The sequence below is a fragment of the Butyricimonas sp. BSD2780061689_150309_C8 genome (assembly GCF_015560935.1).
GTDB classification, from domain to species: domain Bacteria; phylum Bacteroidota; class Bacteroidia; order Bacteroidales; family Marinifilaceae; genus Butyricimonas; species Butyricimonas paravirosa.
Genome location: NZ_JADMSV010000037.1, coordinates 1 through 13,789, shown reverse-complemented (window position 1 = coordinate 13,789; position 13,789 = coordinate 1). Strand labels below are relative to the sequence as shown.

Sequence of the window (13,789 nt, the reverse complement as noted above, 5' to 3'; positions counted from 1 at the left end):
TTTATGGATTACGTTATTTTTTTGATAACTCTGCAAATATGGCATCCAGCGAACTTTTCTCCATGTTCAATTCATTTAACCGCCAGCCACGGGTTGCGCTCACCTCGGCTACCCTTTCCAATGCCTCCTGTGCATCGGCAAAGTGAAGGCGGTACCTTGTTCCTCCTAATTCTTCCACTTGAAGTACACCCGGGATTCCGGATCGTAAATCTTCCACTGGTGGGCGGGCGATCAGTGATACTTCCACGGTACTAGGGACGATATAATTATCAAACTCGTCCACGCTACCGGAGAATACCAGTGTTCCCTGCTCGATCATACGAATGTATTCACATGTGGCCTGCACTTCCGGTAAAATATGGGTGGAAAGGATTACTGTACGATCTTGGGCAATATCCTTGATTAAGTGGCGTACCTCTACGATTTGGTTGGGATCCAGACCATTCGTCGGCTCGTCCAGCACGACTATGGCGGGTTCATGAATGATGGCTTGGGCTATACCCACTCGTTGTTGGTATCCACCGGAAAGGTTGTGAATCACTCGTTTACGAAAATGAGAGATACCGCAGCGATCGAGAGCTTTATCAATAGCCTTGTTTACCTCTTTAGAGGGAACGTCCCGCATGAAGGAACAATACTCCAAATACTCTTCCACTGTCAAGTCCATTTGCAGTGGTGGTTGCTGTGGCAGAAAGCCGATATGGCGTTTGGCTGCTACTGGGTTCTCCCGCATATTGATCCCTTTGATATGGACGCTTCCTTCTGTTTGCTTGAGAACACCGCAGATGATATTCATCATCGTTGACTTGCCGGCCCCGTTGGAACCTAATAGGCCGTAAATGCCGTTTTTACTAATTTCTAAACTGATGTCCCGCACCGCCCATTGAACGCTATAGCGATGGGACAGTCTCTCTACTTTTAAGATCGACTCTTCCATAAATTCTTAAATTAACTTGTTACAATGATTTATTTAATAATACTTCCAATTCAAACTCTTTTTCTTGGGCATAATACCCCCCTTGAGGTGGCTCTTTTGTGTTGTTAAGCCACCACTTGTCAAATCTTGGTTGGAAGGGGATTCCGAGAGTAGAACCCCCATTTTTTTAATTGTACATGATTTCTCCTATTTTCTTTAAATCCACTTTGTATTTGGTTAAAAACCAGCTGTGTAATATGTCATATTTACGCTTTAGTAAAGGGTATTTCGTGAGATAATCACCCCATTCACTTGCGGTACGGGTGATCATGGCATACATAAAATGTTGCAAGTCTTGCTCTGAATCTACCAGTTTGGTTTGATAATTTACATACAAACACCAATCAAAGATGTATTTATTTTGATAAGCGAACCACATTGGCATAAAACCTCGTGCCAAGGCAAAATCCGGATCATCCGGATTCTCGGGATCATAATCTTTGGCGGCCCGCGTGTAGTCGCTCACCTTGTAAAATTCCTCCGGGAACTCTAAAGTTCCCTTGGTGCGCCAGTAATTCCACAAGCACAATTGCAACTCGTTCTTTTTGGCTCGTTTCTCTTCTGCGGACAAATTTTTCAATTCCTCCGAGCAATCATTCACGTAAAATGATTGGCCATCGTTTCCCATGGTTGCGTACGCCCGTGTGCCATAAGTCGTTTCCATGGATTTAGCCACCATGATTTTATAAGGCATATACTTTGCGTGAAACTCCGTAAGATAGAGGTCGAACCAAATATCTTCCAAAAAATCCAATACAACATCCATGCATAAAGGATCAACTTTTTCATAAATGTAGCTGTTGTTGGTTTGTGATAGGCCGTATATAAAATCTGGTTGAGTGTATTCATACAGGATATAACTCTTATATGAGTTGTAATACTCCACGATCCGGTCATCTGCCGGGGATTCCCCTTGCGGTAACACGTAATCCTGTGGTAACGTTCCCACGTCGCCCACCTTATCCTCGTCCGTGCAAGCCACGCATCCGAACAGACATAAGGTAATCAAATATAAATTTATTTTTTTCATCTCTATTACATGATTAAACGGTTATTTAAGTACGCCTTCTCTTTCCGGAGCCTTAGCGGAAGCATTTTGTACCAACTGAATGTTTTTGTTGACAATATCCAACGGGAAAGGCAAAGTGTACATTGGATCCTTCTCCTTCAAGGTATAGATCCTGTATTGGTCTTGTTGTCGTTGTTTAAACTCCCGGCTGATGGATGGCATCCCGTAGCGGCGCAGGTCGAACCAGCGGTGAAACTCATAGCACAATTCCAAGCGGCGTTCCTGACGGATTTTCTCCAATAAACCCGTCGTGCTTGTTTCGTCCGTGTAACCCACGATACGATGGCGACGTAACTCGTTCAAGTCAGCCAAAGCCCCACTCTCATCCTTGTTTGTGGTCGATAGCACTCTGGCCTCTGCCCTCGTTAGGTATGCTTCCGAAATTCGGATGGCATTTCCCGGGGTATTTGCACCGCTATTATTGCCGAGTTCTCCCGGACAGAGTTGTTTGTGTACCCAGGTTGCATCAATCGGGAACCAAAAGTCTCGACGTTTATCGCCTGCCGTAAATCCGGTCAGTAGTTCCCCCGTCGGACACAAGGACGGATCAATGTAAGTCCTCCCGTACAGCCACTCCACCTCGGAGAGATCGTATCTAGCCAAGCTGAATTCTTTTTCCCCGTGGCTCATCTTCGTGTAGTCGCTTAGTCCCTCGGCAGATTCAATGGCTTGTGTGGCTGCCGTGATAGCTTTGTCGTATTCCTCCATGTAGAGGTAAGCCCGGGCCAGTAGAATGTCGACTGTTGTCCCGTTCAGCCGGTAGTTGCCTCTTGTCTTCGGGTGTTTTGCAAACAATTTGGACGCTTCTTCCAGGTCGGCTACAATCTGGTTATATACCTCTTCCACTGTACTCCGGGCGATCCCATTTTCTACTAGGGCGGCTGTCAATTTTAAAGGTACACCTAAGGCTTTTTTGTTATAATTATAAGGTTCCCCGAACATATTCACGATCCGGAAATAACCGAAAGCACGTAAGCCCAATGCTTCTGCCCGAATCAGATCTCGATCCCGTTGTGTTCCGACTGCATCCCCCACGCCGTCCAAAACAGCATTGATCCCCATGATTTGTGTGTAGGTATACTCGTAGCCGTCATCCGGGGAGGCTCCATTCTCCAGTTCCCACATATCCGGCTGCCAGGTAAAGGTGCGGATTAGGGCTGCCGGCCCCCAAATATAATCTCCTGTCGGTAATTTACTCTCGTTAACCTTTAAATCATCATCCAGATAGTAAAGCACGTTGTAATTGTACTTGGATGTTTTATACATATACATCATTAGCAGTTCGCTGTAATCTGTCGTGGTGGTTGGGATGGTCTCGTCCTGCGAGGACTCTTCCAGAAAATCCGAACAAGCCCCCAGCATCAGCGAGAAGATCAAGTTCAGCACGATATATATATTTTTATACTTTCTCATCTCTTTATCTCTTTATTCGTTAATTATTAGAACATCACTTGCACGAAGAACGAAGTCACCCGGCGGGTCGGCCAGTTGCCCGTTTCCGGGTCCAGCCCGTCCCATTTTTTATCGGATACCCACATGAAGGGATTCGTCATGCTTAACTTCAATTGTAAATGACTTAATCCTATCGAACTCAACGCCTTCTCGCCAAAATTGTAGGCTAACGATAGAGAACGGCAGCGGATAAAGTCTGTGTTAGCAACCCGTGCATCAGATTGATTATACATCACGTAGGAATTTTCACCTGATCTGTAATTCGCTGCTAAAACCGTATTTTCCGGGAAAGAGATAATATCGGTTCGACTACCTATACTGGGAAGTGAGGGAATATTCGTTTTGTCCCCTACTTTTTTCCATCGCTTCAACAATTTCTTGGATGCGTTCTGATGTGGAAGAGGCAAACCGTCTTTACTTGTTGTAGCCTCGTAGAGATTCGGTAAACGATTGTGTCCTCCCCATTGCACTGCGAACAGGGCATAGAGCGTGATATTTTTATACTTGAACATGGTGTTCAATCCACCCGAGAAATCCGGGGTGAATTTACCCGAGTTTACCATGAAATCCTTGATGTCTTCCACGGATTCTAAATCCATGTATTTGAATCGGGGACGGCCGTACTCTTGCTCCAGTTGGTCGAACACGTAAGAATAGAACGTGGAGAAGGCCTCGCCGTCAACGATACAATTACCGTCTAGGTAATCGTCCAGCAGATTTGTCCGACTGTTTTTTGTTACTTTGTTCTTGGTTCGTGATGTATTCAAAGACAGTTGCCACGTGAAATTTTTTGTCCTCACTGGTATCACGTTGATCACGAAATCATACCCGGAATTCTCCATCGTGGAACCGGAAATAATCCCGTTGGCTACTCCGTTTTCCAAAGCAACCCCTTTGGATGAGAGTACATCGCTGGTCTTTTTAAACCAGTTGAAATTGAAATTTACTCTACCATCAAGGAAGGCGGCATCAATACCCACGTTCCAAGTCTTGGTCTTTTCCCAGCCGAGATCCGGGTAAGGCAAGGAAACAATTTCCAACCCGTAAGAATTATATAAATATTCGTACACGTCAGTAGCGATCAATTCCGGAGATACCGTATTTACCGTATTTCCTTGATACCCGTAGGAACCATAAAGGTCCAAGTTGTTCAACCACCAGTGTTTGCCGATAAAGTGTTCGTTGACAACCCTCCATTTCAACCCGGCCGACCAGGTTGGTTGGAAACGTTTATTCTTATCTTGACCGAAACGATTGGATGCATCGAAACGTCCGCTTAGGTTCAACACGTAGCGATCATCATAAGTGTAAACAGCCATTGCGTACTCGCTTAGCGTGTTTTCTATGCGATTTACCACGGTATGAGTTCCTGAAACTTTATCAATATTATCCCTGTAATATTGACTGCCTCCATATTGATAATACTCGGTCGGCGGGATGGCAAACGTTTCTCCCCGGTCGGGCATATATCCCCAGCGTGTGTTGGATTCTCCTTTGGTTTTGGAAGAGTTGGTCTCGATTCCTGCCTGCAACGTGATCCGGTGTTTAAGATTAAACGTCTTGTTGTACACCAGTGCGTTCCGGGTTGTGATGGTCGACACGTTTGTCAAATCCGTCTCTAGCAAACCTCCCATTGGTAAGGGGGTAGAAATCGTCTCTACACTGTTGGGGGCCACGGAACCATACTCGTATCCCCGAATCTCTGAAATATAGTAGGAACGTTCCGTGGCATACTTTTTCGAGTCGGAAGAAGAGGAAGAGTAGGAAAACATTCCTTGGTATTCCAGATCCCCGAATAACTGCCACCGTAAATCGAAAGTGGCTCCCCACGTACGTGTATTATTCTCACTTCCCGTGTGTGCTTGCTCGTTGAGAATATTATAATTGTATGTTGTCTTACCTTGTACGGCATCGCTATTACGGCCGGATTTTTCATGATATAAAAGGGTGCCGTCTTCGTTATAACAAGGGATCACTCGGGAGGTATTGTAAGCATACGAGAAAGGATCTACCCCGTAGGCAAAACCGTCCACTTTACGCATACTGCCGTTTACCGTCATGTTCACGGTTAATTGTTCCCAAAGTCGGACTGTGGTGTTCGATGCTACGGTAAATTGTGATAAATTATTTCCTTTTGCGTCTCCCAATTGGCGACTGTAGCCGAAAGAGGTTCGATTCTGAATTTTTTCCGAGCCTCCATTAATACTCAACGAATGGTTGTGATTGAATGAATTGCGGAATAGAATTTTGAACCAGTCTGTGTTCTGGCGAGACATTTTCTGATACTCCACCTCCATCTCGTCTTTCGTGATTTTCTTGTCCAAGTAACGCTTGAGCAGTCCTTCAAAACCGATCGGTAACACGATGTCTGTTGCGCCAAAACATCTACGCTCCATGTAAATATCCCGTGAAAGATCCATTCGCTCTGCTGAATTCATCAAATCGTACAGACCATAGTGGGGGCGTTGACCGATAGAAAAATCACCGGAATAGTTTACATGTAACTTTCCGGCAGTCGCTTTCTTTGTCGTGATTACGATCACGCCGTTTGCCGCTTTTGATCCATAGATAGCTGTGGCCGAGGCATCTTTTAATACCGTAATACTCTCAATATCATTCGGATTCAACCAGGAGATTGCGTTTCCCGCCAGTTGTTTGATGTCATCAGCATCCACGGAGAATTTTGTGTTATCTTCCGAGTTGAATGGCTGTGGGTCCCGTTGGATTACGCCATCTACCACCCACACGGGTTCTTGACTACCCAACAAGGTGGAAGTTCCGCGTACCCGTACTTTTGGAGTGGCTCCCACTAGTCCTGTGGTATTGCGCACCAACATTCCTGACACCACGCCTTGTAACATTTGATCCACGGAAGTTGCCCCTGACATCAGAATATCTTCGGCTCGTACCGTGGTGGTTGCTCCCGTGTAATTCCCCTTGGAAATATTACCGTAACCTGTCACCACGACTTCATTCATCTGTTTCACGTCCTCCCGCAAGACCACGTTTATCGTGTCTTTCCCCGTGTACATGATCTCTTGGGTTTCCATACCCACGAAGGAGAATACCAAGGTCAGTTTTTCCATTGCTGGTAGACTCAAAACATATTTTCCATTCGTGGTAGTTACGGTTCCTAGGGGTACTCCCTTCACCAGTACCGTGACTCCAGGAAGTGGCATTTTACCATCTGTCACGAGTCCTGTAATTTTCAACGTTTTTACCCCCTCAACCGTGATAATAATCTTACCGTTTCTTTCCACGCATCCTAGGGACGTTCCTTTCAAACATTCTTTCACGATCTCTAGCACAGGTTTGTTTTTCATGTCCAGAGTGATTCGGGTCCTCTCCTTCATAATCTCTTCGGAGCGGAACATGACTAAGTTATCACACAAACGATTCACTTCATGTAGTGCCTGCAAAACAGACACATCTGTTACTTTAAGAGAGATTCGTTTCGTCTTTTCCTGTCCGTAAACTTCCATATTCATGAAAGACAACATCCCTACGATACAAACGGTAAAGGATAGTCGCTTAAAACAATAGGAAAAGCCTACAAAACGTTTCCGGTTTCGCATTTTTTTCATAGATTTGTAAATAATTTAATTAAACGATTCACTTGCTTTTTAGCAAGTTGCTTTCCCGAAGCTGCCCCAAACAGCTTCGGTTTTATTTTTTCGTTATATACACGTTCTTACCCACGACGTTAAATATCGGTCCTCCTGCCAATGTCAAATTCTCCAACACGGTCTCCAACTTCTCGTCTTTATTGATCAAACCGTTAAACGTATATTTTTCCATTTGCGTGTCTTTGCAAATAAAATTCACCCCGTACCAGCGGGACAAAGTCCTTAAAACCACCTCTATATCCTCTTCTGTGAAAATGAATTTACCGTCTTTCCAGGCGGCAATATTAGCGACATTTACCGGCTGTACTGAAATGGCCTTACTTCCCTCATGCCACATGGCTTGCATTCCCGGTTCAAGCACAACTCTCGAAGTGGGTACATTTCCATTATCCAGCACTTCCACCGCGACACTTCCCTTAACCAAAGTTGTGAAAACATTTTGCTCGTCTCGGTAAGCTTTCACGTTAAAGGAAGTTCCTAATACTCGTGTCCTCAAACCATTTGCGTCGACAATAAAAGGCTTGTTAACATCTCGTTGCACCTCGAAATAAGCTTCTCCCTGTAATTTCACGACCCGTTCGTTTCCCACGAAACTAACCGGAAATTCCAGTTCCGAGTCTGCATTTAACCATACCCGTGTACCGTCACTTAATGTCAGAAAATAATCACCACCGACGTAAGTAACCACTCGGTTGAAAGTTTCCTCCACGGTTTCATCGTTTAAGAGAGAATCCCGTTTTACTTCATACAAAAGTTTACCATTTTCTCCCCGGATAATCGCTCTCTTCTGTTCCACCACTTCCGGGAGATCATGAACCAAATCAATCTGAGCCCCGTCTGCCAGTATTAACATTGCCCGGGTATTTGTTTCCGGCTTTGCAGCAACGATTATATTTTCTTCTCCCGAGGTTCTTCGGATTTCTTTGTCCGGTTTATTATTCAGTACAAACAACACGGCTCCCACCAGACATGCGGCGGATATACTCCCGCTCACCAACCTCAAGAATCTTCTTGTTTGTTGTTTTCTCACCAAACGCCGGATGATACCATCTCGTACAAGTACAAAATTAACCGATTCATTGATTTGATCCTCTTCTTTCAGTCTTTTAGCAATACTCTGCCCGCGTACGATTCGCTTGTATAATTGACGATTATTCTCGCTTTCTTCCAACCAATCAGCTAGAGTGGCTCGTTCTTGAAACGTTACATTCCTCAATCTAATCTTGACGATAATCTCAGCCAACTGTCTTGCTTTTGAATAATCCATGATAATTTTTTTGTTCGTTTATATAAATGACGTCGTGACATGAAAACGGGATGAATAGAATTCCATTTTTATTTTCAAAAAAGAATAGTAGTAGGTTCAAATAATTGATTGATAGGTGATTATTTTGTGATGTTAACAAAGAGATCGGTACGTTTGATGATGGTGATTGTATTTACGTCTTACATTAGTCCTCCACGGCCAGAAAGTTGAATAGATACGGAGCCATATTGAATAATATATTCTGGAAGAGAGAGAGTTCCATGTTTGTTCGGGGACTGGATATTTGTTACTAGTAAATTTTTTTTAAGGAAATTAATACTATATTTGTAAGTGGAACTCACTTGATAGTGCATGGAAGATTATTCAGCTTTAGAGAAATTTATTCGAAATCATTACGCATCTTTATGTGCGGTGGCAATGCGTTTTGTTGATAATGACACCGCCCAGGACATCACACAAAATGTACTTTTCAAGTTTTGGGAAAAACGGGAGAAATACATGAATCTTGATTCTATCGATGATTTCCTTTTCATCATGATCAGAAATGAGGCAATAAGTCATCTTCGTCAAGTGAAACACGAGAAAGAACGCTATGCTAAACTTCCCCAAGATGAAAGCGAGGATCCTGAAATACTAAACATTTTAATTGAAGAGGAATCCAACCAAATACTGGTCAATGGTATTAATCAACTTCCCCCTCAGGCAGCCCTCATCATGCGTCTCGTTCTCTCCGGGTATGATAATAAAGAGATAGCACTATTAATTGATGTTTCAATCAATACGGTCAAGACATTGAAATACGGAGCCATCCGAAAATTACGGGAATATTTTAATAACCACAAATTTTGACGAGCGATTTTGTTGAAGGAATTGCAAAGCACGAATCTTTGGGGGGGAATTGTCGTTTTTGATACTCAAACTTATGGATTGCGTTCATTTTTTATGGGAAAATCCGGAATGAAATAGGAATAATGTACTTTTGTATCGGATAAAGGCTCTAAATAGCAAATAAGTGGAGAATTTTCAGATACATACGGATATTTCATTACTTCCCGCAAATGAACATGAGGCCTACCTTAAAGAAGGTTTTAACGGAATTTGTACGGGAGGCAGTGCCGTTATACAACTTTTTTCAGTTCGCTATCGGATTTCTGAAGGCGAGTTAATCACCATTTTACCACAACAATTGGTTTCTATTGGTGAAATCAGTGATGATTTTTCCATGACCTTTTTTAAGGTAGACAAAGTGATGTTCTTGGATATTATGAGTGGTCTTGGAAAATTGACTCCTGCTTTTTTCTTTTATATGCGGAAGAATTTTTATACCCGTCTCGGTGACAATGACATCAAAAGGTTTCTAGGGTATTGTCGGGCGCTCGATTTTCGTGGAAACAATGACGATCCTGTTTTCCGGAACGAGACCATTCTTCATTTATTACGGATTTATTATTGGGATCATTACGTGGCCTTCCAAAAAAGAACTTCTTCGGAAAACTATCCCCTTCTCAATTCCCATAAAGAGAGAATTGCTTTCAAATTCGCCATGCTCGTCTCGGAATATTGTGGCACACACCGGGATGTAGCTTTTTATGCGGATCAATTGTGTATCTCTTCTATATATTTGACACAGGTCATTCAAGAAGTGAATGGTCAGAGGGCACGTGAGATGATTGCAGATTACGTGGTTGTCGAAATTAAATCCTTGTTGCGGAATGCTGACTTGGATATAAAAGATATCGTCCGGCAAATCGGATTTGCCACACAATCTTCTTTAAGTCGCTTTTTCCGGAGGCAGACGGGTATGTCTCCCTCGGAATACCGGCGAACGGTTCACGTTATACGATAAAAACAAAATGTTATCATGAAGGAAACGAAAGAGAATACCTGTGATGCAGGTAAAATATCATTTGAGAAGGATATGTCTGCATTGCTAAGCGAACAGATTTTCTTTTCGGAAGGGGTGTTTGCACGTCTTCCAATGGGTGCCGAAATTTATGATTCCCAGGGAATTTTGCGTGGATTGAATAAACGAGCCGAGCAAATTTATGGTGTCGAGCCGGGCACAGTAATAGGTACGGTGAATCTTTTTGACAGTCCGTATGTCGATGAACAACTGGAAATGAAAATAAAAACTGGAGAAGAGATTGTACTGGAATTTGAATACGATTTTGACCGAATGAACCGAGAATACTTTCAGACTCGGAATAAAAAATCGATCATTTATGAAGTGAAAATAGTTCCCATTTGCAATAAAGAAGGAGTAATTGCGGGACATATGTTGTTGACTAATGACGTGACTTCTACCAAAGAGGCAGAATACCGTACTGAAGAGGCCAAGAAAAACCTTGAGATGGCGATGGAGGCTGCAAGTATGTCTTCATGGGTGTACGATATCCATAAGCAAGTGTTCTCCCCTTTGTTTGGGGAACCTATTGTTCGGGAGGGGATGACCTTAAATGAATTACAGGAAATGTTGCATCCTAATGACAGGATACCGTTGATGAAACTCTTTTCCCGGTTGGTTAACCGGGAAATTCAACAGGGGCAAATTACAGTTCGTATGTCTGATGGGGAAGACCTTCGTCATTACGAAAGCCGGATGCGGCTTTCCACGGAACACCGGGGTAAACTACAGATTGTTGGGACTCAATTGGATATAACTGAAAAATTCAGGATGGCGAAACGGGCACAGGATCTGCAAGCTAAACGCGAACTAGCCATGAAAGTCAATGATATTGTTCATTGGGATTTCGATGTGAAGGCACGAAAATTCGAATCCTATAACGATCCCGTCAACGACTATGTTGCCGGTCGACCGGTGTCCATAAATGAGTACTTGGAAGTTATACATCCGGAGGATCGGTCTTTGGTCAATGATGCACTGCAAACGATGCTTTCGGGTGAGAGAAGTAATATTAATTTTACCTGTCGTATGCAGACAAAATACGATGAAATATGGCAATATTGTAATATCACTGGAGTGCCTTTTGAAGAAGAGGAATGCGGTAAAATCTCCCGTTTCACGGGTTTCAGACAGAACATCTCTAAACTTCATCAGTTGAATGAAGAACTTAAAGAACGGAATTACAAGATGGAGCTGACGTTTAAAACGGTAGGGATGTCCTATTGGGATTTTGACGTGAAGACAGGACAATATAGAGCATTTAATGATTCTGTTAATGATTTTCGTTCCGAAAAAAACATTTCTCCGGAGGATTATTTGAATGCGGCACATCCCGATGATACGGAACGGATACGTGAGAATATCGAAACAATGTTGCGAGGCGAAGCCAGGGAGTTTACCTTAGAATATCGTTCTCGGACGAAATGGGATCAGGAATGGCAGTCTCTGATAGTGACCGGGCTACCATCCGAGTGGGACAAAAGGGGAAATATCGTCCGTTATACAGGTATCGCTTTCAACAACACGAAATGGGAAAAGATGGCTCGGGAACTGAAAGAGATGAAAGAGAGGGCAGAACTTTCAGATCGGCTCAAATCTGCTTTTCTAGCCAATATGAGCCACGAGATACGTACGCCACTGAATGCGATTGTTGGATTTTCCGAGCTATTAATCGATAGCGATGATCCGGACGAAAGGGCAGAGTGTGGGCGTATGATTGAGTCAAACAATGAATTGTTGTTACGGCTTATTAATGATATTCTAGACTTATCGAAGATTGAGTCGGGTATACTAGAAAGCAAGCGGGTAAAATTCAGTATCACGCAGTTATGTGATGAACTCTATAGGATGATGTTGCAAAAAATACCGAATATGGATGTTAAATTATTGCAAGACAAATTATTGCAAGATTACTGGGTTTTTCTGGATCGAGATCGCCTTAAGCAGGTGTGGATGAATTTCTTGACTAATGCGATGAAATGTACTCGTTCCGGGTATATCCGGATGGGATTCTCTGTTGAAAACGGGGGATTCCGTTTTTATGTTGAAGATACAGGATGCGGCATACCGAAAAAGTTGCATAGTCAGGTTTTCGGACGTTTCCAGAAGCTCAACGAATTTACACAAGGGACCGGCTTGGGACTTGCGATTTCCAAAGCCATCATCGAGGCCGCAGGAGGTGAAATCGGGTTTACATCTGAACCGGGTGTCGGTTCGACCTTTTGGGGATGGGTTCCGTGTGAGATATCCGTGTCCGGAGGTAGCAGTACTCCGGATTTGTCTTCTCTGCCACCGTATGATAAGTCCGGTGAATTTGAAACTAGAAGAAAAAAGATCTTGGTGGCCGAAGACAATGATAGTAATTATGCATTGTTACTTCATATGCTTAAGGATTATGATCTTACGCGAGCGGAGAATGGTGTGGAGGCTGTTGATGCGGTTCGTAACGGAAATTTCGACTTCGTGTTGATGGATTTGAAAATGCCGATTATGGGCGGTTTGGAAGCTACCCGGAAAATTCGGGAATTCGATACCGAAATTCCGATTATTGCGCTTACAGCCAATGCTTTCGATTCAGACCGAGTGAGTGCCATGGAAGCCGGATGTAACGCATTCTTGACAAAACCCGTGAAGAAGAAACAGTTGCTCGAACTCTTCTTTTGAATAAAATGTTTATGAGATAATTATGGTTGCCAATTTATGACAGCTTTTTGCAAAGAGTATACTTACGAGCATAGGTGGGATATAGAGGTAGGAGTGGGCGGAAGAAAAATCCTCTGATCACTTCTAGAGAGCCTCTCCATTGAAGGATAACGGGGTTATTTTCGTGGCAAATGTTTTGTGTGATAGTGTTTCAAAAAGTGTGTATTTTCCTTCTTTTCTCATGCATGCAAAATTATAAATAGTTCAATAAAATAATCTTGATTCTAAAAAATTATAAATAGGATATTTATAAATATCTGCATTTTGGGCTACCGTTCCCATTAGGAGAATAACGGCTTGGGGGTTTGGCATGGCGCCCCTCATGTTGATGACCCTCTTGTAATCCCTGTTCAGCCTTTCGATCCAGTTGGTGGTGTAAATCATCCCCCTGATCTCTCTTTCATACTTGAAGTAGGTGAAATAGAACCTGTACCTGTCATGGCAATATCTTTTCAACACGGGATAACTCTTCTGCCACCTGGTAATAAACTCTTTAAATTTTTGGAATGCCTGTTCCGGGGAGATCTCCCACTGGTCGGGAGCACAGATCTGTTTAAGTTCTTCCATGACCTGTTTCTTGTCCCTGGGCTTGACTTTCCCAGCGATATTCCTCTTCAGGTGCACGGTACATAATTGTAAATCTGCTTTTGGAAAGGTTTCTGCCAGCACGTTTTCAATGCCGGGCAGTCCATCACACACCAGGAGATCAATCACGCCCACGCCTCTTTCCTTGAGGTCTTCAAACACGTCCTTCCAGTTCGTGGCACTTTCCGTGGGGAAGTTCACCACGGCC

The 13,789-nt window shown here is 43.3% G+C and carries 9 protein-coding genes; 3 read left to right on the top strand and 6 right to left on the bottom strand.

Translation table 11 applies throughout. From position 1 onward, the window contains the following. Nucleotides 1-13: 13 nt before the first annotated feature. From I2I33_RS19010 to I2I33_RS18990, 5 genes are all read right to left on the bottom strand, one after another. Nucleotides 14-937: an ABC transporter ATP-binding protein gene (locus I2I33_RS19010; RefSeq protein ID WP_087422654.1), complete on the bottom strand. Its 924-nt coding sequence runs from the start codon at nt 935-937 to the stop codon at nt 14-16. A 166-nt stretch (nt 938-1,103) separates the two neighbouring features. Then, on the bottom strand, nt 1,104-2,006 hold the full coding sequence (locus I2I33_RS19005; protein WP_087422653.1) for a hypothetical protein: 903 nt from the start codon (nt 2,004-2,006) through the stop codon (nt 1,104-1,106). Nucleotides 2,007-2,027: 21 nt separating this feature from the next. After that, the gene (locus I2I33_RS19000; RefSeq protein ID WP_087422652.1) at nt 2,028-3,458 is read right to left on the bottom strand and encodes a RagB/SusD family nutrient uptake outer membrane protein; all 1,431 of its coding nucleotides are present in this window, start codon (nt 3,456-3,458) and stop codon (nt 2,028-2,030) included. A gap of 26 nt (nt 3,459-3,484) precedes the next feature. Then, nucleotides 3,485-7,081 (bottom strand): SusC/RagA family TonB-linked outer membrane protein, encoded by a 3,597-nt coding sequence (locus tag I2I33_RS18995; protein ID WP_087422651.1) that lies wholly within the window; start codon nt 7,079-7,081, stop codon nt 3,485-3,487. Nucleotides 7,082-7,163: 82 nt separating this feature from the next. Beyond that, complete coding sequence (locus I2I33_RS18990; RefSeq protein WP_087422650.1) at nt 7,164-8,390, bottom strand: FecR family protein; 1,227 nt, start codon at nt 8,388-8,390, stop codon at nt 7,164-7,166. 351 nt (nt 8,391-8,741) lie between these two features. Here I2I33_RS18990 and I2I33_RS18985 point away from each other — a divergent pair, with 351 nt between their 5' ends. The 3 genes from I2I33_RS18985 to I2I33_RS18975 all read left to right on the top strand — a co-directional run bounded on the left by I2I33_RS18985 (nt 8,742) and on the right by I2I33_RS18975 (nt 12,957). After that, nucleotides 8,742-9,239: an RNA polymerase sigma factor gene (locus I2I33_RS18985; protein ID WP_087422649.1), complete on the top strand. Its 498-nt coding sequence runs from the start codon at nt 8,742-8,744 to the stop codon at nt 9,237-9,239. Nucleotides 9,240-9,402: 163 nt separating this feature from the next. Next, a complete protein-coding gene (locus I2I33_RS20505; protein ID WP_087422648.1) occupies nt 9,403-10,236 on the top strand; it encodes a helix-turn-helix domain-containing protein in 834 nt (277 codons plus the stop codon). Between the two features lie 15 nt (nt 10,237-10,251). After that, the gene (locus tag I2I33_RS18975; RefSeq protein ID WP_087422647.1) at nt 10,252-12,957 is read left to right on the top strand and encodes a hybrid sensor histidine kinase/response regulator; all 2,706 of its coding nucleotides are present in this window, start codon (nt 10,252-10,254) and stop codon (nt 12,955-12,957) included. A gap of 243 nt (nt 12,958-13,200) precedes the next feature. Here the strand turns inward: I2I33_RS18975 and I2I33_RS18970 are convergent. After that, a partial coding sequence (locus I2I33_RS18970; protein ID WP_195666874.1) for a transposase occupies nt 13,201-13,789 on the bottom strand: 589 nt, incomplete at its 5' end.